The sequence below is a fragment of the Arthrobacter sp. HLT1-20 genome (assembly GCF_054510895.1).
Genome location: NZ_JBTNDR010000029.1, coordinates 1 through 22,636, shown reverse-complemented (window position 1 = coordinate 22,636; position 22,636 = coordinate 1). Strand labels below are relative to the sequence as shown.

Below are 22,636 nucleotides of genomic sequence, written 5' to 3'. Positions count from 1 at the left end.
CAGTCACCCGTTCAACGTTACCGCCCAAATGTGCCCCTGTACTACAATTGGGGTGTTGCGACTGGCGATGAGGTGGGACACCACCGGGGAGCAGCACGAAGCGAAGACCTTAAGATCGTACGCCTGGGACGCGAGGTCAAGTAAAGCCAATGCGCGTGGTTGGACGTCAGTAATCTTGGTGCAATTTTTGTCGGAGCCGGAAGGCCCCGCGGCAAAGTTACCGCCAAGGTTAAGTTCAAATACGGCCGCCAACGCATTAGCGATAATCTTTCCTAGAAGAGTTTTTTCGTGCTGCCTACTCAGGAGTCTGTAGTGTCTTTTAGCCCCACCCAGTCCGTGACCAACGCCCCGCTCTCCGAGCTGGACCCGGAAATTGCAGCCGTCCTGAAGGACGAGCTTGGCCGCCAGCGCGACACGCTGGAGATGATTGCCTCCGAAAACTTCGCCCCTCGCGCCGTCCTTGAAGCCCAGGGCTCCGTGCTGACCAACAAGTACGCCGAAGGCTACCCGGGCCGCCGCTACTACGGCGGCTGCGAGTATGTGGACGTGGCCGAAAACCTGGCTATCGAACGCGTCAAGGACCTCTTCGGTGCCGAATACGCTAACGTTCAGCCGCACTCCGGTGCCCAGGCCAACGCTGCCGCCCTTGCCGCCATGATCAAGCCCGGCGACAAGATCATGGGCCTGTCCTTGGCCCATGGCGGTCACTTGACCCACGGCATGAAGCTGAACTTCTCCGGCAAGCTGTACGAGGTTGCCGCCTACGAAGTTGAACCCGATACCTTCCGCATTGACATGGACAAGCTGCGCGCCCAGGCCATCGCCGAGAAGCCCCAGGTCATCATCGCCGGCTGGTCCGCCTACCCGCGCCAGCTGGACTTTGCAGCGTTCCGCTCGATCGCCGATGAAGTTGGCGCCCTGCTTTGGACGGACATGGCCCACTTTGCCGGTTTGGTGGCAGCAGGCCTGCACCCGAACCCGGTGCCGTACTCCGACGTCGTCACCTCCACGGTGCATAAGACCCTCTCCGGCCCGCGCTCCGGCGTGATCCTGGCCAAAAAGGAGTGGGCCAAGAAGCTCAACTCGGCTGTGTTCCCGGGACAGCAGGGTGGCCCGCTCATGCACGTCATCGCCGCTAAGGCCGTGGCCTTCAAGATTGCTGCCGGTGAAGAGTTCAAGGAACGCCAGGCCCGCGTGCTCGAAGGCGCCAAGATCATTGCCGAGCGTTTGAACGCTCCCGACGTTGCCGAAGCCGGCGTGTCCGTGCTGACCGGTGGCACGGATGTTCACCTGGTTCTGGTTGACCTGCGCAACTCCGTCCTGGACGGCCAGCAGGCCGAGGACCTCCTGCACAGCGTTGGCATCACCGTGAACCGCAACGCCGTTCCGTTCGACCCCCGCCCGCCGATGGTCACCTCCGGCCTGCGCATCGGCACCCCGGCACTGGCCACGCGTGGCTTCGGTGCACCGGAGTTCACCGAGGTTGCCGAGATCATCGCAGCAGCACTGAAGGGTGGCGCAGATGTTGACGCCCTCAGCGCCCGCGTGAAGGCACTTGCCGCGAACTTCCCGCTCTACCCCGGTCAGGAAGAATGGTAAACCGCATGACTGCTCAAATCCTTGATGGCAAGGCCACAGCCGCGGCCATCAAAGCCGAGTTGACCGAACGCGTGGCGGCCCTGGCTGCCCGCGGCGTCATCCCGGGCCTGGGCACCATTTTGGTTGGCTCGGATCCGGGCTCCCAGTGGTACGTGGGTGGTAAGCACAAGGACTGTGCCGAAGTTGGCATCAATTCCATCCGCATCGATCTGCCCGAGACGGCCACCCAGGATGAAGTCCTGGCAGCTGTCCGTGCGCTCAATGAGGACCCTGCCTGCACCGGCTACATTGTGCAGCTGCCGCTGCCTAAGCACATTGACCAGGACGTGGTGCTTGAAGCCATTGACCCGGACAAGGACGCCGACGGCCTGCACCCCATGAACCTGGGCCGCCTGGTGGCCAATGTGAACCGTCCCATGACGTCCCCGCTGCCGTGCACCCCCAAGGGCTGCATTGTGCTGCTGGAACGCCACGGGATCACGCTGGATGGCAAACGCGTTGTGGTGGTGGGCCGTGGTGTGACCATTGGCCGGCCCATGGGCCTGCTGCTGACCCGCCGCGACATCAACGCCACTGTGGTGTTGGCGCACACCGGCACGAAGGATCTGGCCGCCGAACTGCGCCAGGCCGATGTTGTTGTGGCCGCCGCAGGCGTTGCGCACATGATCAAGGCCGCTGACCTCAAGCCGGGAGTCATTGTCCTGGACGTTGGCGTGAGCCGCGTGGATGATGGCAACGGCAAGGCTGTTGTCACCGGCGACGTGGAGCCCGCAGCGGCAGAGGTTGCCAGCTGGATCTCCCCGAACCCGGGCGGCGTTGGACCCATGACCCGGGCCATGCTGCTGGCCAATGTGGTTGAGGCAGCAGAGCGCGCCTAGCCCTTTCGAGGTCGTGGGAGGTCGTGGGGAGGACGACGGCGGAACTAAGGTTCCGCCGTCGTCCTCCTTTTGCATGAGGTACGGCTACATTTCGATCGATTCGACCCGCTCCGGGCGCCCGTCCACCCATGCCAGAAGTTGGCGGACGGTTTCGGGCAGGGTCTCATCCGTGTAGTGGACGCTGACCGGTGGGCCCGTCTGCTCCAAGGAGATGTCATAGAGCAGGGCGTCGGGCCAGTTGCGGGCAGGCGGCGTTGCAGGCTGGAGCGCAAGATTGGCGCGGGCCACCACACCGGCAAAGTCCTCCGCAGCCGTTTTCGGCAACGCTTGCCCGTCCAGCTCGGTCCGGGTGACCATGCCGGCAAGCCCGCCGCCCCTGCGAATCGTCAGCTTCATGTACGGACACCGACCTCTTTCCATGCGTTGTGGACGATGTCTTGTTCGGTGGAACTATACAGGGCCCCGGCAACGTCCACGGTGGCCTGGGCGGCCTCGTCGAATTGCGTGTTGGGGCGCAGGCGGGTGGTCAGCACCTTGTACCAGATCTTTCCCGTCTTCTCCCAGGAGTTGCCGCCCATGGCCGTGGCCGCCAATGCGAACGCGTGGTTGGGGATGCCGGAGTTAATGTGGACGCCGCCGTTGTCATTGCGGGGATCGTTGTTGTCCGGCAGGTCCAAGTAGTCGTCCATGTGGCCGGGCTGCCTGTCTCCCGAGTAGGCCGTGCCGGGATTCATCATGGAGCGCAGGGCAGCCCCGAGTGCTGGCACCAGGATTCCTTCCCCGATCATCCAGTCCGCCTCGGCGGCAGTCTGCTTGAGGCTGTATTGCTTGACCATGGCGCCAAAGACGTCTGAGAAGGATTCGTTTAGGGCCCCGGACTGTTTGCTGTAGACCAGGCCCGCCGTCAGTTCCGTGACGCCATGGGTCAGCTCATGCGCTATGACATCCAGGGAACGGGTCAACCCGCCAATCTGGAAGATCCGCCCGCTGCCGTCGCCGTACACCATTTGGGAACCGTCCCAGAAAGCGTTGTCGAACCCAACCCCGTAGTGGACGCTGGAGACCAACTCCAGGCCCACACCATCCAGGGAGTTGCGGTTGTACACATCGCGGTAAAACTCGTACGTTGCGCTGCTGCCGTCGTAGGCCTGGTTGACGGCAGGGTCCTCCACCGGCGGCTGGCCCCAATCACGGGCCCGCACACCGGGCAGGAAGGTCCGCCCATTGGTCTTGTTGTCGTAGATGGTCAGGCGGCGCGCCGGGGTGACGGCGAAGCCCACCATCTGCCCGATGTTCAGGTTGAGCTGGCGGTTGAGCCGGCCCATCACGGCGCGTTGGGAGCGGATGGCGGCGGAGGTGGCCAATGCCCGGACTGCTGCATCCCGCTGTTTGGGGGTTCCGTCAACGGCCAGCCGCCCCAGCATGTCCGGCGGGGCAATGCTGCAGTAGGCTCGCCCATGGATTGGTGACATGTCCTTGCCTCTTCTTCCTGTGGTGGTGTCAATTTCAGTGATGGCCAAGACACTGCTCAGCTGAGCAGCGGGATGCGAAAAATCTGGCCGGGGAAGATCAGGTTGGGGTTGACGATGGTGTCCCTGTTGGCGTCAAAGATGTCGGTTGCCGTGGTGTTTTGCCCCTGCTGCAGGGCGATCTTGGTGAGGTTGTCCCCGCTCTTGACCTCATAGAGCTTGAAGCCCGCCAGCGCCGTGAACAAGGTGATCCGAACCAGGTTCAGGTCCGGCCCGGGCGGGTGGATGCCGGAGGGATCATCGCCAAACACCTGCAGAGTCACGTGGGCTCCGCGGGCCGGGGTGTTTCCCAGCGTCACCACATTGCCAAAGTCATGGATGACACCCATGGAGCCGGCCCCGTGGATGTTGCCGCTGCCCAAGGTGTGACCGGCGTTGTCCAGAACTTTCCACAGGACCACTGCCTCAAAGCCGGTGCCGAAGCCGGCAATGACAAATGCCTTGCCAACCACGTCATTGTGGCGCGGCTGGCGGACCTCAATCAAACGTGGAGCTGCCATGGTGTCCTCCTGAGTCATTTTCCACCATGATGCGCCTGTTGGCGGTCCATGGCAAGGACAGTTTTGCGGCCCCGCACCGGCCCCGCCGTGGACCCTCCGGGGGCTAAAGTTGCCGGCGCGGCGGCGCCTCACACGGTAACGCGGCAGTAACGCAGCAGGGGCCACACTGGGCGTGACCGCAATAGCGCTGGTGGGATGGCAGACCGGATTTGCGGACAGGCGCTGGCGAATTTTGGGAGGGTCCAATGACGTGGAGTGGTTGGTTCAATCATGGTGCCCCGGCGGGTGGGTTCATTGCCGGGCCGGCTATTGTGTCGCGGAACAATGCGGTTTGCAACATTTACGTCCGCGGCGCTGATGGGGCCCTCTGGCAGAAGGCCTATTGGGGTGGGCAGTGGCATGATTGGGGTCGCCATAACGACGGCGGCGTGCTGGCCTCTGAGCCAGCGGCGGGTTCCATGGGGGCGAACCATGAGCACGTCTTTGTCCGTGGCACGGACGGAAATGTCTGGTCCAAGGCGTGGACCAACACCTCCGGCTGGAGTGGTTGGTTCAATCATGGTGCCCCGGCGGGTGGGTTCATTGCCGGGCCAGCCATTGTGTCGCGGAACAATGCCGTGTGCAACATTTACGTCCGCGGCGCTGATGGGGCCCTCTGGCAGAAGGCCTACTGGGACGGGCAGTGGCATGATTGGGGCCGCCATAACGACGGCGGCGTGCTGGCCTCTGAGCCAGCGGCGGGTTCCATGGGGGAGAACCATGAGCACGTCTTTGTCCGTGGCACGGACGGAAATGTCTGGTCCAAGGCGTGGACCAACACCTCCGGCTGGAGTGGTTGGTTCAATCACGGGGCCCCGGCGGGTGGGTTCATTGCCGGGCCGGCCATTGTGTCCAGGAACAATGCGGTCTGCAACATTTATGCCCGCGGCGCCGACGGGGCCCTCTGGCAGAAGGCCTACTGGGGTGGGCAGTGGCATGATTGGGGCCGCCACAACGACGGCGGCGTGCTGGCGTCGGAGCTTGCCGTGGACACCATGGGCCAGGACCATGAGCATGTCTTTGTCCGTGGCACGGACGGAAATGTCTGGTCCAAGGCGTGGACCCTTGTCCCCACAGTGGTGCTGCACCTGAAGATCCTCACACCGCCCACCAGCTTCACGGCGGAGCAGATGGTCCAGGCCATGCGGGACGTCTATGTCAGCCGGGGAATCAACGTTGTGGTGGGCTCCACCCAAAACCTGAACCTGCCCCTGCTGGCAGACCTGGACGTGGGCGCCTGCACCATGGGCACCACCACCGCCGAGCAAAATGAGCTGTATGGGAATCGGGACAACGTGGGTGCCGACCACGTGGCCGTGTACCTGGTGCGGACCACCACCCCGCCCTCCAACGGGTGTGCCGCGTTCCCGGCCGGCCGGCCCAGTTGCGCAATCGTCTCCACGGCCAGCAGCTGGACCATGGGGCACGAGGTGGGCCATGTGCTGGGCCTGCAACACGTCACACCCACGGACAGGCTCATGATGGGTGGCGGCACCTGGAACATCACCAACCCGCCGCCGGATTTGATCGACACCGAAGGTGCTGCGATGAACGCCAGCGCCCTGACCGTGAACATCTAGGAGAGCCTCATGAACCTGACCATGGAAGACGTCCTGCGCGTCCTGGATCCCGACGAGGTTGACTATGCGGCAGCCTCCCAACTCGGCCCCGACGCGCTGCCGTTCCTGATGACCCTGGTCCAGGGTGAGGACCCGGGTCTGGCAGCAAAGGCTGCGTACTTGGCGGCCGTGATGGAGGGCGAGCTGTCCGAACAGGTGGTTGCGGCTGCGGCGGCGAGCGGCGATGTGCGTGTCCGGGTGGCGGCAGCACATGCGGCCTCCATGCTGGCTGCTGAGCCGGCCAGCCGCGTGCTGGAAACACTCCTGTTGGATGCTGACGCGGGGGTCCAAAAACTCGCCCTGAAGTCGGTGTCGGCCGGGCTGTCCCCGGTTTTATTGGCGAAAATCCAGGAGGTCAGCGTCAACGGTTCCAGCCAGGGCCTGCGGGACTTTGCCGTGGAGGCCATGGAACGGTTGCAATGAGCCGGACGGATTCTGGCCCGAGCTTCTGATGGGGGAGCACGACGGCGGAACCCGGGTTCCGCCGTCGTGCCGTGTTTGCCCGGGGCTGGCCAGGCGACACGGAGCCGGCCACGCTATCCGTGCCGGAACAAGGCGGCCTGCACCCGTGAGGCCAGGCCAAGCTTGCCCAACACCCGCGACACATGGGTCTTGACAGTGGTCTCGGAAATGCCCAGCTGCCGGCCAATCGAGTAGTTGCTCAGGCCCTCGCCCAGGCACTCAAACACTTCCAGCTCCCGGCCGGTCAAGCTCTGGAGTTCGGGACGCGGAATCCGTACAGGTGCCGGGCTGGGGGAGAGGGCGGCCGCCACAATGCGGGCCGTCACCTCCGGCGCAATGACGTGGTCGCCGGCATGCACCCGCCGCACCGCCTCGGTGATGGCGGAGGGTTCGGCGCTTTTGAGCAGGAATCCCGCAGCCCCTGCCGCCAAGGCGCCAAACAGGTAGGAATCATGGTCAAAGGTGGTCAGGACCAACACCTTGGCCAGGCCCTCGGCGCAGATGGCCCGGGTGGCGCCAACTCCGTCCAGTACGGGCATGCGCAGGTCCATCAGGACCACATCGGGGCGCAGCGAACGGGCCATACTCACCGCGAGTGCACCGTCACCGGCTTCGCCGACAACGTCCATGTCGGCTGCAGTATCAATCACCATGCGCATGCCCAGCCTGATGGCGGCGTGATCGTCCGCCAGCAGGACCGAGATCCGGGGCGGCGTCATGGCCTGAGCCCCTGTGCTGCTGCTGCTGCCGTTGCTGGGACGGCCACACGGGGCTCGGGGGCGGGCAGTGTGAGGAACACCTTCCACTGTGCGTCGCCGGGGCCGGCCGTGAGCGTCCCGCCGGCGTGGGCAGCCCGGAAATGCATGCTGGGTATGCCCGTTCCTGTGCCACTGGGCGGTCTTTCGCAGTCTTGGGCCATGTCAGGCAGGGGGTTGGTGATGCACACGAGAACCGTGTGGACTGAATTTTGTCTCAGCGTGACCTCTATCCCTTGGCCCGGTGCGTGCTTGGTGGCGTTGACCAGGGCCTCGGCGATCACCCGGTAGATGGCTGTCTGCAGGGGCAGCGGCAGGTGAGTCCCGGCGTCGGGCACGGCATTTGAAAACCGCAGCTGGGTGCCGGCGCGTTGATAGTTCTCCACCAGGCCCGGCAGATCGCTGAGCCTGCCCGTCATCTCCGTCAGCTCGCCCGTGTGCAGGAGCCTGATCATGCTGTTGAGCTCAGCCAGCCCGGCAACACTCTCCGCCCGGATGTGGCGCAGCACGGCAGCGTGGGGGTCCCGCAAGTCGGCGCCCGATTGGAGCGAGGCGCCGGATTGCAGCGCGGCGCCGGATTGGAGCGCGGCGCCGGATTGGAGCGCAATGGCCGAGAGCCGTGCGGAGATCACGTCATGAAGTTCACGCGCCATGTGCGCCCGTTCCTGCTCCAACGCCAGATCGTGGGCGGTGCGTTCGGCCCGCAGCCGCTGCTCGGCGGCATCGTGGACGGCGTCGGCCCGGGCAGATTCGCTCTCGGTGAGCAGGTTCGCCTTACGCAAATTCCCCGCCCACTCCACGGGTGTCAGCAAGGTAACAACCGCAATGACAGCCGCCTGGACCGTTCCGGCCACACTGAGCGTGAGGGCAAAGGTGGCCAACACCAGCAGTGCCGCCAAAACCCAGGCGATCCGGGCGGCCATCCGGGAAACCTTGGCGGAGGCGAACAGCACCAGGGCAAAGAACAGCTCAAAGGCAAGCACAAAGGCGCCCGCGTGCCCTGCCACCACGAAACCGATGATGGCCAGCGAACACATCCACGCCATGGCGTTCGGAGCGGCGCGGCGAAAGAGGACCCCTGCGCAGCCCAGCACGGCGATGGCCAGCCACGCCGAGGCGAACGCCGCCACCCGGAGGCCACCGAAGGATGAAAGATTGATGGCCGTCAGGAGCCAGAACAAGGCGAAATATCCGCCTGCCAGGGCCATGTCTTCAACCTTGATGTTCGCAAGCTGGCGAACATCAAGACCCCGGTAGCCGTTGCGCAGGCGTGCGGCAAGCGACCCTGATGTGGCAACCGCTGCGGATTCTTCCATGTGCCCATCTTCCGTTGCCCTTCCGCCAGCATGCAAGCGCCGTGCCGCAATGTGGCACCAAGGGATGACCCCCACGTGGGCCGGATGGCCGATGCGCCGCACGGCCAGTGTTGCGACGCTGGGTGTATGACCCTCGCCATTTATGCACAACTGGCCATCCTTGCGCTGATCGACAGCACCAGCATTGGCACGCTGCTGATCCCGCTGTGGCTGCTGCTGCGCCCCGACGCCAAACGCCTGATCCCGCGAATACTGCTCTACCTGGGGGTGCTGGCAGGCTTCTATCTGGTGATCGGGGTGGCCGTGCTCGGCGGGGCCGGCTGGCTGCTCGGCGGCGTGCCGGTTGACTCGGCGGCACAAATTCCGGTTGTCCAGTGGAGCATGAGCATTGCCGGCGCCCTCATGCTGGCGTATGCCTTGTTTGCCGGTTCCGCCAAGAAACCCGTGGCAGTTGGAACGGCACCTGGCACGTCCGGAGCGGCACCCGGCGGTCCCGCGGTGCAATCCGCAGCGGACATCACGGCCGCCCAGCGGCGCTGGCAACACCGGATAGGGTCAGCGCTGGCGAGCCATGGCGGCATGGTGACGTTGGCACTCATTGCAGGCCTACTGGAATTGCCCACCATGCTGCCGTACCTGGCGGCCATCGGCTTCCTCGCCAACTCAACGCTGCCGTTGGCCGGTGAGTTGGCCGTGCTGGCCATCTATTGCGTGGTGATGCTCATCCCGGCGCTGGTCCTTTTGGGGCTGCGGGTGGTCCTGGGTGCACGACTGGACCCGTTTCTGCACCGGGTCAGCAACAAGCTGGGAAAGTTTTCCGGCGAAACGGTGCTGTGGGTGGTGGGGATCGTCGGGTTCCTGCTGCTGCGTCAGGGCCTGTCGTATCTGGCCCCCATGGCGCCCTGGAACCCGTTCAAGTAGCCCCGCCACCGGCCAGCCATTTGAGAGATTGGGGGCGTGACGTCTCTTGGAACCGGCAAAATGTCCAAACCCAGCGAATACACCGGCGTGGGCACCATTGTGCTGGCGCTGGTTTTCCTGTGGTGGTGTGTATTTTAGTGATGGCCAAGACACTGCTCAGCTAAGCAGCGGGACGCGAAAAATCTGCCCGGGGAAGATCAGGTTGGGGTTGACGATGGTGTCCCTGATGGCGTCAAAAAGCTTGAAGCCTGCCAGTGCCGTGAACAAGGTGCCGTGCACAAGGACCAGGTCCAGGCCGGGCAGGGAATGCGGGAGCCGGCACTCACCAACGACTTGCCAGTCCGGTTTTTGTGGCGCAGCTGGCAACCGTCAATCAAACGTGGAGCACCCTGATGGTCTCCTCAGAGCCGTTTCCACCATGATGCTCCTGATCGTGGCCCGGGGCAAGATCTTCTGCCAGGCATCCCACCTCGGGATGATGTCGGGCAGTTCATGACGTGCGGTACCCCGTGCTCGGACTTTTTCCCCGAGAGATGTCAGCTGCGCGCCTTGGCGGGGATGGTGACTTCTTTGAGGATCAGGAGGATTCCGGCGGCCACGGGGATGGCAACAAGCGCTCCGGGGAGGCCGGCAAGGGTCCCGCCGGCGAGGGCAGCGATGAGCACGATGGACCCGGGAACTTGCACTGCTTTGCTCATCACCTTCGGGGTAAAAATATAGGCCTCGAGCTGCATGTAGATGAGCATGGCGATCAGCACGATCAGCGCAGCAGTCGGCGACACGAACAAGGTAAGGATCGACATGAACGCCGTGGTCAGCACAGTTCCGATGAGCGGGATGAGGGTGATGAAGAACGCGGCGACCGAGATGACAAGCGCGAACTTGTTGCCGACCAGCGTCAGCACGATCAGGCTGAAGGACGCATTGAGGAATGCCAGTACGACCATGCCGCTGAGATACCGCCCGAAGTTTTGCATGATCCGTTCCGCCAGTTCGACGATACGGTCACGGTGCGACGCCGAGACCAGCGAATATATCGCTGCCTTGGAGGAATCCAGTGTTGCCGTGAAGTAGATCGTCAGGATGAAGACGAACATCGCCGTCGAGCTTGCGCTGGCCACGGCGACGCCAAACTGCAGCAGGCCGCCGCCGATCCCGGTCCAGGTGGCCGGGCTGGTGAGGAAATCGACAAGGGCGGAGTAGATGTTCGTCAGGAGTCCGCCACTGCCCGAAGATACCTCTTGGAACCAGCTCTGGGTGTACAGGCCACCGAGCATTCCCGGCAGTCCGCGCACAAAGGCGACTGCCTGGTTGATGAAGAGCGGCAGGACCAGCCAGAGCAGGCCGACGATGACCAGGATGAAGAGCAGATTGACTGTCAGGATCGCCATGCCGCGTTTCAGGCCTCGACGTTCAAACCAACGCACCAGCGGGTCCAGGCCGAGCGTGATGAACGCGGCGGCGAACACAGAGAACACGACCGTCCCGATGCCAGCGATTGCGGCGGCCAGCACCAAGGCCGTCAGTACGCCGAGCGTTGCCGTGAACGCCCACCGGAAGGGGTGGTTCGCGAACGCGCTGGTACCCGATTCTACGGGTTCGCGGTGCCGGGCCTTTTGCTGGAGTGTACGGCGCCGGGCCGTTGCTTGGAGTGTTCTCATGGCGTCAACTTACCTCCGAGCCTGCTGGGAAACCAGTTCCCGTCCGTGCGAGCGTTGCGTGCCGCCGCAGGAAAGAGGCGGAATGGGGCCAGGCACCTGGCCAAGGCCCGGCGCGCCATGGGTGTTGTTTGGCGGGTACACGCGGATCTGGGCGGTCCGTGGTGATTTCGGCGAAACGGTGCCGTGGGTGGTGGGGATCGTCGGGTTCCTGCTGCTGCGTCAGGGCCTGTCGTATCTGGCCCCCATGGCGCCCTGGAACCCGTTCAAGTAGCCCCGCCACCGGCCAGCGTAAGCCAGCGGCCGCCGTCGAACATCCAGGAAATAGGCCATCCGTTCGCCGCTGGTGGAAGGCGGTCCCGCCACGGCCAGCCATTTGAGAGAATGGGGGCATGACTTCTCTTGGAACCGGCAAAATGTCCAAACCCAGCAAATACACCGGCGTGGGCACCATTGTGCTGGCGCTGGTTTTCCTGGTGGCGCTGGTGGTTGCCGCCAACAACAGCACCGTGCTGGGCTGGATCATTGCCGCGATCGCGTTCGGCTGGCTGGTGCTCTCCACGGTGGTGTACATCGGCGTCCACAAGGCTGCCGCGTTTGGCGCCCGCCAGGTCGCGTTGGCCCAGGCCCAGATGGCGCAGGCGAACAGTGCCAAGGCCCCGGCCGACGGCGGCACCCACCTGGTCTCCGACGACGCCGGCTCGCGCCAGGCCACCAAGGCACGCGATCTGAAGCTGGACCACTCCTTCAAGATCATCAACGTCCAGATCGGCGTGGTCAACGAATACCTGGGCAAGGACCCTGAAATGGTGGCCCGCGCCCTGGAAACCATTGACATCACCGCCGCCAACGGCCGCGGCATGATCAACCCGAACTGGGAAGCCCAGGAAGCCAAGATGGATGCTGCCATGGCGAAGAAGAACGCCGAACGCCGGGGCGCCAGCTCCACCACTGCTGGCGCTACATCAGCCAAGCCGGCCGGCGAGGACGACGAGCCCGTCACGGGCGTCATCATCGACTAAATCGTCCCCAGCCGCCGTTGTGGCGGCACCCAAACGCTGCGGCCCCTCAAAAACGGGCAATACGCGGGATGGACATACGCTGCACGGACCTGCGAATCGCAGCTACCTGCGGGTAAGGTGGAGCAAGTGAGTAACGGTAAAGAAAACGGTCAATTGCGGATCGCCAGCGTCAACGTCAACGGCATCCGTGCCGCCTACAAAAACGGCATGGGCCCCTGGCTGGCCGGGCGCGACGTCGACATCTTGTGCCTGCAGGAAGTCCGCGCACCCGACGCCATCGTGGAGGGCTTCCTCGGCGAGGACTGGCACCTGCTGCACGCCGAGGCCGAGGCCAAGGGCCGCGCGGGAGTGCTCATTGCCACCCGCAAGGACGTCCTGGAACCCGTGGCCACCCGGGTGGGTATCGGCGAGGACTACTTTGCCACCACAGGACGCTGGGTGGAGGCCGACTATGTCATCAATGGCTCCGACGGCACACCCGCCACTTTGACAGTGGTCAGCGCCTACGTGCACTCCGGCGAGGTGGGCACCCCCAAGCAGGACGACAAGTTCCGTTTCCTGGACACCATGATCGCCCGCCTGCCCCAGCTGGCAGCCGCGAGCGACCATGTCCTGGTGGTGGGCGACCTCAACGTTGGCCACACCACCTTGGACATCAAGAACTGGAAGGGCAATGTGAAGCGCGCAGGCTTCCTGCCCGAGGAACGCGCCTACTTTGACAGGTTCTTTGGCGAGGAAATCGGTTTTAAGGACGTGGCCCGTGAAATGGCCGGCGAGGTTGAGGGCCCCTACACCTGGTGGTCCAACCGCGGGCAGGCGTTCACGAACGACACCGGGTGGCGCATTGACTACCACATGGCCACTGCGGGGCTCGCTGCCAAGGCCGCCACGGCAGTGGTTGACAGGGCTGAGTCCTACGAGGCCCGCTTCTCTGACCACGCGCCGCTGGTCGTCGACTACAAGTTCTAAAGGATTCCACGCTTTCATGAGTGAAACCACCGCCCGCCCCCGCGTCCTTTCGGGCATGCAGCCCTCCGGCGATTCCCTGCACCTGGGCAACTACCTTGGCGCGCTGGTCAACTGGGTCAAGACCCAGGACGACTACCAAACACTGTTTTTCATCCCGGACATGCACGCCATCACCGTCACCCAGGATCCGGCGGAGCTGCGCGAGCGGACCCGCAAGACCGCGGCCCAGTACATTGCCGGCGGCATTGACATCGAAAAGTCGACGCTGTTTGTCCAGTCCCATGTGCCCGAGCACGCCCAACTGGCGTGGGTGCTGAACTGCATCACCGGCTTCGGCGAGGCGTCCCGGATGACCCAGTTCAAGGACAAGTCCGCCAAGGGCGGCGCCGATGCCGCCAGCGTTGGCCTGTTCACCTACCCGGTGCTGATGGCCGCGGACATCCTGCTGTACCGCCCCCAGGGCGTGCCGGTGGGCGATGACCAGCGTCAGCACGTGGAACTGGCCCGCGACCTGGCTAAGCGCTTCAACCACCGTTTTGGTGAGACCTTTGTGGTGCCGGAAGCCTTCATTCAAAAAGAAGGCGCCCGGATTTATGACTTGCAGAATCCGACGTCGAAAATGTCCAAGTCCGCCGCAGGGCCCAACGGCCTGATCAACATTCTGGACGACCCCAAGGTGACGGCCAAGCGGATTAAATCGGCCGTCACGGATGCGGACACGGTCATTGCGCACGACCGCGCCGCTAAGCCCGGTGTCACCAACCTGCTGGAAATCCTCTCCACCCTGACGGCCAAGCCCGTCGACGCCCTGGTGGCTGAGTACGATGGCAAAATGTACGGCCACCTGAAGGTTGATGTTGCCGAGGCAGTGGTGGCACGGCTGGAACCCATCCGGGCACGCACCCTGGAACTGTTGGATGATCCTGCCGAACTTGACTCGCTGCTGGCCCACGGCGCGGCCAAGGCCCGCGAAATTGCTTCCGTGACCCTGGCGGATGTCTACGCCAAGGTTGGTTTCCTGCCCCCACGCCTGGCGGTTGGATAAGCGTGCCGGGTATTGGCCAGAGCGGGGCGTCACCTGCTCCGCACGCGGACAGTTTGGGGGTCATCATCTCCCTGCCCGCGGAACTCGCTGCCGAACTCACCGCTAGGCGGGCGTTGTACCAGGGCCCGGATGCCGCCGTCGTGCCTCCGCACATCACCTTGGTATCCGGGCGGACCACCGACACGTGGGAGAAAGCCGCAGCGCATGTGCGCGCCGTGGCCGCCACAGCTGAGCCATTTGTGATTTCGCTGCGTGGAACGGGCACCTTTGAGCCTGTTTCGCCGGTTGTCTACCTCAACGTTGCCCACGGTGGCGCCGAATGCACCAAGCTCCACGAGCAGCTGCTGGACGGGCCGGTGGAACACCTGCTGGAATTTGATTTCCACCCCCACCTCACCGTTGCCCACGACCTCGACGAGCCGGCCATGGCCTTGGCGAAGTCGGAGATGGCTGACTTCAGCGCGGATTTTGAGGTGGCCAGCATTGGATTGTTTGACCATTTTGACGGTGGCTGGGAACTGCGCGAGGAGTTGAGTCTTGGGGGAGTCACATCGGCCTGAGAAGGCAGAGGCAGGCCATTTTCCGGGCACAGTAGCGCCCGGAGTGCGGGCCAAACGTCCTCTGGCCGCCCCCCTTCAGGCACCCCCAAGCCCCCTGGACCGCCGGGCATTGGCTGCCTGGTCAGAGACTAAACATGCGGCCTTCCAAACGGCTGGCGGCAACTTTGTGCGCAGGGCTGCTGCCCTGTTCCAGTGGCTCAACGCCTGGGTGGGGCAATTCTTTCCCCTGCGGGTGTGGAACCTCTATACGCGGCGGCGCGGCCCGCTGCTGGCCGCCGGCAACGCCTACCTCATGTTCTTTTCCGTCGGTGCCATGCTGGTTGCCGGCTTCGCCATCTTTGGCATGATCGCCTCGGACAACGAGGTGCTCCGCGACGCCGTGATCACCATGGTGGCGGAGAGCACCCCCGGCCTGATTGACACCGGCAGCGGCGGCCTGGCCACCCCAGAACAGCTCCTAGGCACCAGCGGCTTCGGGCTGACGCTCGTGATCTCCCTCGTTGCATTGACCGTCACGGCCTTGGGCTGGATCAACGGGCTGCGGGAGGGCATCCGCTCCGTGCTGGGCCTGGCCCGGGACAGGACCAACCCCGTGCTGTCTAAACTGCGCGACGGCGCCACCCTCCTGGTGCTGGCCGTGGCACTGGTGCTCACCAGCGCCCTGGGTGCCCTCAGCACAGCGGCCGTGGGCAACATCAGCGAGTTCCTCGGCTGGGGCACGTTCCTGACGGGGCTGTCCGCCCGGCTGGGCTCGGTGTTCCTCATGTTCGTGTTGGATGTGGCCGTGGCCATCGTCATGTTCAGCCTGGCCTCCCGCGTGCGCATGCCGCGCCGCGTGCTGCTGCTGGCCTCGGTGTTTTCGGGGGCCGGTGCCACCATCCTGCGTTTCTTCAGCGCCATGCTGCTTGGCGGGATCACCAACAACGCGCTCCTGGCGCCCTTTGCCGTAATCCTTGGCCTCTTTGTCTGGTTTTACCTGCTCAGCCAGGTGTACCTGATTGCCGCGGCCATCGCCGCCGTCAGGGCCGCCGATCTGCGCCCCCGCACCGCCACGTAGCCCCGCCTCCCGCCACCCGCCTCCCGCCGCCTCCCGCCACCTCCCGCCGCCTCCCGCCTCCTCCCGCCGAGTCAGACCAAGACCCGCCCAAAGCCTGTAGCGCCACGTCTGGCTCAGAGGTTGTCAGTCTGACTCGGCGTGCGGGCCTGCTCCGGCTAGCGAGCCAGGGCCGCCAAGATGCGGGCCTTGAAGGCTGCTTCATTGAAGAGGTCCCGCCATTGCATGCGAATCACTCTCCAACCGGCCTCGATCAGTGCGTTCTCGCGCTGGCGTTCCTGGAGGAGCACCTGTTCGGTGGGAGCGTAGTCAAAGTACTTGGTCATGCCGTCAAACTCCAAAATGACCCGCTTTTCCGGCCAGCCAAAATCGGCACGGAAGTTCCCTTGCCGGGTGGCGATCCGCAGCTGGGGCACGGGAGCAATAATGAGCAGTTCCCGCATCAGGTCACGGGCCAGGGTCTCTCCCGGTGATTCCGACCGTTTGTCGGCAAACATCAGGACCTTGCGCAGGGTGCGGATGCCGCGGTGTGCGCCCAGCGTCTCTGCCATGGCACGAAGCCTGGCGGCGTCGGCGCCCAGATGCAACGCATGGTCTGCCACAATCAGTGCTTGTTTGTAGCGCATGGTCAGGCAGCAGTCGATGACAGTGCGTTCCAGTGACGTCACATGCAGCCCCTCGATCGTCACAATGTCATGTCCGGGAAGAGGCCGCACGTGAATGACGGTGTCCCTGCCGTGACCGCTGCTCGAGGGCTTGCCGGGTTGGGTGATGTGGATCAGGGTGTCCGCCTGCCACAGGAAAAGCCGGTGTAGCCGCGCCGCCGACGCATGGCTGTACACAAAGCCCGACGAGGAGCTGTTCAGGGTGGCGAAGTTGTGCAGCACCACCGTGAGTCGCTCCCGGCGGATGGCCGACTGCCGGTGCCAATACGAGGCGCGGACGTAACAACCCTGGCGCAGCCGCAGAATCTCCCCGCACTCGATCAGGGCCTTGATGGCACGGTCGCTAAAGCCCGCTTCGCTCAGCTGGCCCGTCCGCCAGACTATGCGCCTGGTGGGGAAGGCCCCGCGGAAGCGGTCCAGCGTTGTATCCACAGGGACTCGGTGAAAACTGGCACCGTGCCCCGGGACGGAGCCTCGCTGGGCCGATGTGGGCCCGGGCTCGCCGGGCGACCGGGGGACGGCTCTGAGCCTGGCTGGGGACCCCGGGCGGGGTACGGCGTCGTTCGAGGGAGAAGGGCTTTGCGAGGTCATACTTCAAGGGTGCGCCACAAAAAGGGCCAAAAACGGGCCGAAAAAAATCTGTGGATAACCCCGCTTTCGCCGAGTCAGACCGTAGGCCGCCAGCAGGCCGTTGGGCAACGTCTGACTCGACGGCGCACGGTCTGACTCGGCGAAAGGGGGGAGTGGCGCACGGTCTGACTCGGCGACAGGGGGCGAACGGGGGCGAACGGGTGCCCTCAATCAGGGCCGGGAAAGCAAAAGCGGCGCCCCCCTCCAGAAGGGGGAGGAGCTTTCTGCCAAGAAAATGCTAGATGTTGCGGCCCCAGAGGGCCTGCTTGGCCTCGGCGATGGCCTGCGTGATCTGAATGCCGCGGGGGCATGCCTCGGTGCAGTTGAAGGTGGTGCGGCAACGCCACACGCCCTCTTTGTCGTTGAGGATTTCCAGGCGCATGTCGCCGGCATCGTCGCGTGAATCGAAGATGAAGCGGTGTGCGTTCACGATGGCTGCCGGGCCGAAGTACTGGCCGTCGGTCCAGAACACGGGGCAGGATGACGTGCACGCGGCGCACAGGATGCACTTGGTGGTGTCGTCAAAACGCTCACGGTCCTCGGCGGACTGCAGACGCTCCTTGGCGGGCTCGTGGCCGCGGTTGACCAGGAACGGCATGACCTCGCGGAAGGACTGGAAGAACGGCTCCATGTCCACGATGAGGTCCTTCTCCACGGGCAGGCCCTTGATGGGCTCAACCGTAATGGGCTTGGACGTGTCCAGGTCCTTCAGCAGGGTCTTGCAGGCCAGGCGGTTGCGGCCGTTGATGCGCATGGCATCGGAACCGCACACACCGTGGGCGCAGGAGCGGCGGAAGGTCAATGACCCGTCCTGCTCCCACTTGACCTTGTGCAGGGCATCCAACACGCGGTCGGTGCCGTACATGGTCATGGTGAAGTCTTCCCACGTGGACTCTTCCGAGACCTCGGGGTCGTAGCGGCGCACACGCAAGGTGACGTCGAAGGTGGGGATTTCCCCGCCGCCACCGAGGTGGGCCGGGATTTCAATCTTGGATGCCGGTTCCGGCAGTTCAGTTTCCACGGTGCTCATTAGTACTTCCTCACCATCGGCTGGTAGCGCGTAAAGACGACGGGCTTGGTGCCCAAACGGATTCCGGCAATGGATTCCTGGGAGTTCTCTGCCGTGACATCGGTGTCCAGGTATGCCATGGAGTGCTTCATGAAGTTCTCATCGTCGCGCTCCGGGAAGTCCTCGCGGTAGTGCCCACCGCGGGATTCCTGGCGGTGCAGGGCAGCAACCGTCATGACCTTGGCCAGTTCCAGCAGGAAGCCCAGCTCCACAGCCTCCAGCAGGTCAAGGTTGAAACGCTTGCCCTTGTCCTGGACGGTGATGCGCGAGTAACGCTCCTCGAAGGTGGCAATGTCAGCCAAAACCTTGTTCAAGGAATCAGCGGTACGGAACACCTGCATGTTGGCGTCCATGGTGTCCTGCAGATCCTTGCGGATCAGCGCAACCTTCTCGCCGCCGTCGGACGTGCGGACGTGGTCCAGCAACGCGACGGTGTCGGCCTCCGGGTTCTCCGGCAGCTCAACAAAGTCAGCCGTGAGGGCGTACTTTGCTGCGGCGATGCCGGCGCGCTTGCCGAACACGTTGATGTCCAGCAGCGAGTTGGTGCCCAAACGGTTGGAACCGTGGACGGACACGCAGGCAACCTCACCGGCGGCGTACAGGCCGGGGATCACGGTGTCGTTGTCCTGGAGGACCTCGGTGGTGATGTTCGTGGGAACACCGCCCATGGCGTAGTGGGCTGTGGGGAACACGGGGACGGGCTCCGTGTACGGCTCCACACCCAGGTAGGTGCGGGCGAACTCGGTGATGTCCGGGAGCTTGGCGTCGATGTGCGCCGGCTCCAGGTGTGTCAGGTCCAACAGGACGTAGTCCTTGTTCGGGCCGCAACCGCGGCCTTCACGGACCTCGTTGGCCATGGAACGGGCAACAATGTCACGCGGAGCCAAGTCCTTGATGGTGGGGGCGTAGCGCTCCATGAAGCGCTCACCCTCGGAGTTGCGCAGGATTGCACCCTCGCCGCGGGCGGCCTCGGAGAGCAGGATGCCCAAACCGGCCAAGCCTGTCGGATGGAACTGGAAGAACTCCATATCTTCCAGCGGGATGCCCTTGCGGAACGCAATGCCCATGCCGTCGCCGGTCAGGGTGTGTGCGTTGGAGGTGGTCTTGAAGACCTTGCCCGCGCCACCTGTTGCCAGGATGACGGACTTGGCCTGGAAGATATGTAGTTCGCCCGTGGCCAGGTCGTAGGAGACAACGCCGGCTGTCTTCTTCTGCAGGTAGACGGTGCCATCCTCGCGGGTGGCTTCCTCTTCAACTGTCAGAAGATCCAAAACGTAGTACTCGTTGTAGAACTCAACGTTGTGCTTGACGCAGTTTTGGTACAGGGTCTGCAAAATCATGTGACCCGTACGGTCGGCTGCGTAGCAGGCACGGCGAACGGGCGCCTTGCCGTGGTCGCGGGTGTGACCACCAAAGCGGCGCTGGTCAATGCGGCCCTCGGGTGTGCGGTTGAACGGCAGACCCATCTTTTCCAGGTCGATGACAGCTTCGATGGCTTCCTTGGCCATAACCTCGGCCGCGTCCTGGTCTACCAGGTAGTCGCCACCCTTGACAGTGTCAAAGGTGTGCCATTCCCAGTTGTCCTCTTCCACGTTGGCCAGGGCGGCACACATGCCACCCTGCGCTGCACCGGTGTGGGAGCGGGTGGGGTAGAGCTTGGTCAGAACAGCGGTGTGGGCACGCTGACCGGATTCAATGGCGGCACGCATTCCTGCGCCACCGGCCCCGACGATTACGACGTCGTATTTGTGGACCTGCATACTGGATGCTCTTTCTCTCATTTACTGCGCAAAATACTGGTGTTCACTTCTGTTCCGCACCCTGCATTGCCGGGGGCGGGGTTCCTCAAAAAGTATTAAGGAACCGGGCAGAAGGACGGGAGCTCAATGACGGCGCCGGGAGGGCACGGGTCAAAGGTGAAGATCACCAAGGTGCCCAGCACGATGATGACGGCCGAGGCGATGAAGAGCACAGTCTTGAGCGTCAGGCGGGTGCCGGCGCGTTCTGCGTAGTCATTGATGATGGTGCGGACACCGTTGGTGCCGTGCAGCATGGCCAACCACAGCATGGCCAAGTCCCAGACCTGCCAGAACGGGTCGGCCCACTTGCCAGCAACAAAGCCGAAGTCGATGGCGTGAATGCCCTCGCCCACCATGAGGTTGACGAACAGGTGGCCGAAGATCAGCACAATCAAGATGACCCCGGAGAGGCGCATGAACAACCATGCGAACATCTCAAAGCTGGAGCCGGAGCTCTTGGAGCGCTTGTACTTGGGTGACTGTGCGCTGTCGGAGCGCGGTGACGCGATGGCGTTGGTGCTCATTTAGTGCCCCCCGGAGATATTTGAGAAGACAATGCTGAGGTGACGGATCAGGAACGGGATCATGGTCACGGCCCACAGAGCCAGGACGCCCCAGAGCAGCTGGCGCTGGTACTTGGGGCCCTTCTTCCAGAAGTCGATCGCGATGATGCGCAGACCGTTGAAGGCGTGGAACACGATGGCGGCAACAAGGCCGGCCTCACCCAAGCCCATGATGGGGTTTTTGTACGCCCCAATGACTGCTGTGTACGCCTCAGGGGACACGCGCACCAATGAGGTGTCCAGGACGTGCACCAACAAGAAAATAAAAATTACTACACCGGTAATCCGGTGTCCCACCCAGGACCACATGCCTTCTCGGCCGCGGTACAGAGTGCCAGCTGGTTTTGTCGGCACTGAATAAACCTTCCCTGCATCACCGTTGCGCTGGCGTGGTTCCACGCGGGGAAACGCACACGGCGTGAGCACTCATAACTTTGCCTAAATTTAGGCTTAGCTAACAGCATATTCAACTTAGGCACTCCTTGCTCTATGCGACAAATCACAGGCGTGTCACATTTTTGTGCTGTAGTCAAGGCCAACATTGACCACGTTGGCGCCGTCAAGTCGGCCTTTTGGGGATGCTCGACGGCGTGCCCGCACCTACTACCCTGGGTGGAGGTTTCGTGGCGGATCACCCGCTCCGACGCTGCCATCCCTTAGGGTGGGAGTGATGAATACGCAAAATTTGTTTGATCCCGAGTTGCCCGGAACCGACCCGTTGGACAGGTTTTACGCAGTAATTCCTGCGGGTGGCGTTGGCACGAGGCTGTGGCCGCTGTCCCGCGCCGCCGCGCCCAAATTCCTGCATGACCTCACCGGCAGTGGCAGCACTTTGTTGCGCGCAACCTACGACAGGCTGGAACCGCTCAGCGGCGAAAAGGTCCTCGTGGTGACCGGCGACGCCCACCGCGATGCCGTGTGCCTGCAGCTGCCAGAGATTGCCGACTCGAACCTGGTGCTGGAAACAGAGCCCAAGGATTCCGGCGCAGCCATTGGTTTGGCCGCCGCCATCCTGTACCTCCGCGACCCCTCCACCATCATGGGTTCCTTTGCGGCAGATCAGGTCATCAGTCCCGTGGAGAAATTCCAGGACGCCGTGCGTGAAGCCATTTACACGGCAGCCACCGGCAAGATTGTGACGATTGGCATCAAGCCCACCCACGCCTCCACCGGTTTCGGCTACATCAAGACCGGCTCGCCGTTGGACGTCCAGGGCGCCCCCAGTGCCCAGACGGTTGCGAAGTTTGTGGAAAAGCCCAGTGAAGCCGTGGCCGAGGAGTACCTGGCCAGCGGTGACTACAACTGGAACGCCGGCATGTTTGTGGCCCCGGTGGAACTGATGCTGCACCACTTAAAGATCAACGAGCCCGAACTCTACGAGGGCCTCATGGAAATCGCCATGGCCTGGGACACCCCGGACCGGGTTGCCGTGAAGAACCGAATCTGGCCCACCCTGCCCAAGATCGCCATTGACTACGCTGTTGCCGAACCCGCGGCCGACGCCGGAGACGTGGCGGTCATACCGGCGTCCTTCAGCTGGGACGACGTTGGAGATTTCGCCGCCATTGCGCGTTTGAACAACGCCAAGGAAGTGGATGCGGTCACCGTCATGGGTGAGGGCGCCCGCGTGTTCACCGAGGACAGCAGCGGCATTGTGGTCACGGACACCAAGCGTGTCATCGCATTGATTGGCATCCAGGACGTGGTGGTGGTTGACACCCCCGACGCCCTGCTCGTCACCACACGCGCACACTCACAATTGGTGAAGAATGCTGTTGACGGTCTCAAGGCCAAGGGCGACACCGACGTCCTCTAACCCCATTTTTTGCAACTGACCCGCAGAAAACGACGAAAATCGCGTCCAAAACGCGTCTTTTCGGCGTTTTCTGCGGGACCCTTCTATATTTGTCAAGCCGAGGCCGGGGTCTCGATTTTTGAGTTGAGGATTTTGTAGACGGTGCGGGCGAGGTAGCGTTTGATGCAG

At 63.5% G+C, this 22,636-nt stretch carries 23 protein-coding genes and 1 riboswitch; of the genes, 11 read left to right on the top strand and 12 right to left on the bottom strand.

Annotated features, from left to right (window positions below):
• The first annotated feature begins 47 nt into the window (after positions 1–47).
• A riboswitch (ZMP/ZTP riboswitch) is annotated at positions 48–136 on the top strand.
• 176 nt (positions 137–312) lie between these two features.
• Both glyA and ACX80Q_RS14205 read left to right on the top strand, forming a co-directional pair.
• Positions 313–1,599: a serine hydroxymethyltransferase gene (glyA, locus tag ACX80Q_RS14210; RefSeq protein ID WP_459331185.1), complete on the top strand. Its 1,287-nt coding sequence runs from the start codon at positions 313–315 to the stop codon at positions 1,597–1,599.
• Entirely contained in the window at positions 1,593–2,477 is an 885-nt protein-coding gene (locus ACX80Q_RS14205) for a bifunctional methylenetetrahydrofolate dehydrogenase/methenyltetrahydrofolate cyclohydrolase (protein WP_459331184.1), read from the top strand. Before glyA ends, ACX80Q_RS14205 begins: the two co-directional genes overlap by 7 nt.
• Before the next feature lie 84 nt (positions 2,478–2,561).
• Here the strand turns inward: ACX80Q_RS14205 and ACX80Q_RS14200 are convergent, their stop codons facing one another.
• Genes ACX80Q_RS14200 through ACX80Q_RS14190 form a run of 3 tightly spaced genes read right to left on the bottom strand, consistent with a single transcriptional unit; the run spans position 2,562 to position 4,506 of the window.
• Positions 2,562–2,873 (bottom strand): protealysin inhibitor emfourin, encoded by a 312-nt coding sequence (locus tag ACX80Q_RS14200; RefSeq protein ID WP_459331183.1) that lies wholly within the window; start codon positions 2,871–2,873, stop codon positions 2,562–2,564.
• Positions 2,870–3,949, bottom strand: a complete 1,080-nt coding sequence (locus ACX80Q_RS14195) for a M4 family metallopeptidase (protein ID WP_459331182.1) — start codon at positions 3,947–3,949, stop codon at positions 2,870–2,872. The genes ACX80Q_RS14200 and ACX80Q_RS14195 overlap by 4 nt, the downstream gene beginning before the upstream one ends.
• 56 nt (positions 3,950–4,005) lie before the next feature.
• Positions 4,006–4,506, bottom strand: a complete 501-nt coding sequence (locus tag ACX80Q_RS14190) for a LysM peptidoglycan-binding domain-containing protein (protein ID WP_459331181.1) — start codon at positions 4,504–4,506, stop codon at positions 4,006–4,008.
• A 245-nt stretch (positions 4,507–4,751) separates the two neighbouring features.
• Here ACX80Q_RS14190 and ACX80Q_RS14185 point away from each other — a divergent pair, with 245 nt between their 5' ends.
• Positions 4,752–6,125 (top strand): PLL family lectin, encoded by a 1,374-nt coding sequence (locus ACX80Q_RS14185; RefSeq protein WP_459331180.1) that lies wholly within the window; start codon positions 4,752–4,754, stop codon positions 6,123–6,125.
• A gap of 9 nt (positions 6,126–6,134) precedes the next feature.
• Complete coding sequence (locus ACX80Q_RS14180; protein WP_459331179.1) at positions 6,135–6,587, top strand: hypothetical protein; 453 nt, start codon at positions 6,135–6,137, stop codon at positions 6,585–6,587.
• A 113-nt stretch (positions 6,588–6,700) separates the two neighbouring features.
• On the opposite strand, the gene ACX80Q_RS14175 is transcribed toward ACX80Q_RS14180, so the two are convergent.
• Positions 6,701–7,345 carry a response regulator gene (locus ACX80Q_RS14175; protein WP_459331178.1) on the bottom strand — a complete coding sequence of 215 codons (645 nt, stop codon included), beginning with the start codon at positions 7,343–7,345 and terminating at the stop codon, positions 6,701–6,703.
• Positions 7,342–8,697: a sensor histidine kinase gene (locus tag ACX80Q_RS14170; protein ID WP_459331177.1), complete on the bottom strand. Its 1,356-nt coding sequence runs from the start codon at positions 8,695–8,697 to the stop codon at positions 7,342–7,344. The genes ACX80Q_RS14175 and ACX80Q_RS14170 overlap by 4 nt, the downstream gene beginning before the upstream one ends.
• Before the next feature lie 126 nt (positions 8,698–8,823).
• Here ACX80Q_RS14170 and ACX80Q_RS14165 point away from each other — a divergent pair, with 126 nt between their 5' ends.
• Positions 8,824–9,618 (top strand): GAP family protein, encoded by a 795-nt coding sequence (locus tag ACX80Q_RS14165; RefSeq protein ID WP_459331176.1) that lies wholly within the window; start codon positions 8,824–8,826, stop codon positions 9,616–9,618.
• A gap of 156 nt (positions 9,619–9,774) precedes the next feature.
• Here ACX80Q_RS14165 and ACX80Q_RS14160 read toward each other — a convergent pair whose 3' ends face one another.
• Complete coding sequence (locus ACX80Q_RS14160; protein ID WP_459331175.1) at positions 9,775–9,984, bottom strand: hypothetical protein; 210 nt, start codon at positions 9,982–9,984, stop codon at positions 9,775–9,777.
• A 170-nt stretch (positions 9,985–10,154) separates the two neighbouring features.
• Complete coding sequence (locus tag ACX80Q_RS14155; protein WP_459331174.1) at positions 10,155–11,279, bottom strand: AI-2E family transporter; 1,125 nt, start codon at positions 11,277–11,279, stop codon at positions 10,155–10,157.
• Positions 11,280–11,668: 389 nt separating this feature from the next.
• Between ACX80Q_RS14155 and ACX80Q_RS14150 the strand changes: the two genes are divergently transcribed.
• The 5 genes from ACX80Q_RS14150 to ACX80Q_RS14130 all read left to right on the top strand — a co-directional run bounded on the left by ACX80Q_RS14150 (position 11,669) and on the right by ACX80Q_RS14130 (position 15,929).
• Complete coding sequence (locus ACX80Q_RS14150) at positions 11,669–12,298, top strand: hypothetical protein (RefSeq protein WP_459331173.1); 630 nt, start codon at positions 11,669–11,671, stop codon at positions 12,296–12,298.
• Between the two features lie 117 nt (positions 12,299–12,415).
• Positions 12,416–13,267, top strand: a complete 852-nt coding sequence (locus ACX80Q_RS14145) for an exodeoxyribonuclease III (protein ID WP_459331172.1) — start codon at positions 12,416–12,418, stop codon at positions 13,265–13,267.
• Positions 13,268–13,283: 16 nt separating this feature from the next.
• Positions 13,284–14,312 carry a tryptophan--tRNA ligase gene (trpS, locus tag ACX80Q_RS14140; protein WP_459331171.1) on the top strand — a complete coding sequence of 343 codons (1,029 nt, stop codon included), beginning with the start codon at positions 13,284–13,286 and terminating at the stop codon, positions 14,310–14,312.
• A gap of 2 nt (positions 14,313–14,314) precedes the next feature.
• On the top strand, positions 14,315–14,872 hold the full coding sequence (locus ACX80Q_RS14135) for a 2'-5' RNA ligase family protein (RefSeq protein WP_459331170.1): 558 nt from the start codon (positions 14,315–14,317) through the stop codon (positions 14,870–14,872).
• 109 nt (positions 14,873–14,981) lie between these two features.
• Complete coding sequence (locus ACX80Q_RS14130) at positions 14,982–15,929, top strand: YihY/virulence factor BrkB family protein (RefSeq protein ID WP_459331169.1); 948 nt, start codon at positions 14,982–14,984, stop codon at positions 15,927–15,929.
• A gap of 155 nt (positions 15,930–16,084) precedes the next feature.
• Here the strand turns inward: ACX80Q_RS14130 and ACX80Q_RS14125 are convergent, their stop codons facing one another.
• The 5 genes from ACX80Q_RS14125 to sdhC form a co-directional block, all read right to left on the bottom strand.
• Positions 16,085–17,023, bottom strand: coding sequence for a type IV toxin-antitoxin system AbiEi family antitoxin domain-containing protein (locus ACX80Q_RS14125; RefSeq protein WP_459331168.1), 939 nt, complete (start codon positions 17,021–17,023; stop codon positions 16,085–16,087).
• A gap of 436 nt (positions 17,024–17,459) precedes the next feature.
• A complete protein-coding gene (locus ACX80Q_RS14120; RefSeq protein WP_459331204.1) occupies positions 17,460–18,242 on the bottom strand; it encodes a succinate dehydrogenase iron-sulfur subunit in 783 nt (260 codons plus the stop codon).
• Between the two features lie 8 nt (positions 18,243–18,250).
• Positions 18,251–20,050, bottom strand: coding sequence for a succinate dehydrogenase flavoprotein subunit (gene sdhA / locus ACX80Q_RS14115; protein WP_459331167.1), 1,800 nt, complete (start codon positions 20,048–20,050; stop codon positions 18,251–18,253).
• A gap of 95 nt (positions 20,051–20,145) precedes the next feature.
• The gene (locus ACX80Q_RS14110) at positions 20,146–20,613 is read right to left on the bottom strand and encodes a succinate dehydrogenase hydrophobic membrane anchor subunit (RefSeq protein WP_459331166.1); all 468 of its coding nucleotides are present in this window, start codon (positions 20,611–20,613) and stop codon (positions 20,146–20,148) included.
• Complete coding sequence (gene sdhC, locus ACX80Q_RS14105; protein ID WP_459331165.1) at positions 20,614–21,006, bottom strand: succinate dehydrogenase, cytochrome b556 subunit; 393 nt, start codon at positions 21,004–21,006, stop codon at positions 20,614–20,616.
• Between the two features lie 316 nt (positions 21,007–21,322).
• On the opposite strand from sdhC, the gene ACX80Q_RS14100 reads away from it, so the two are divergent.
• Entirely contained in the window at positions 21,323–22,468 is a 1,146-nt protein-coding gene (locus ACX80Q_RS14100; protein WP_459331164.1) for a mannose-1-phosphate guanylyltransferase, read from the top strand.
• Positions 22,469–22,636 lie beyond the last annotated feature (168 nt).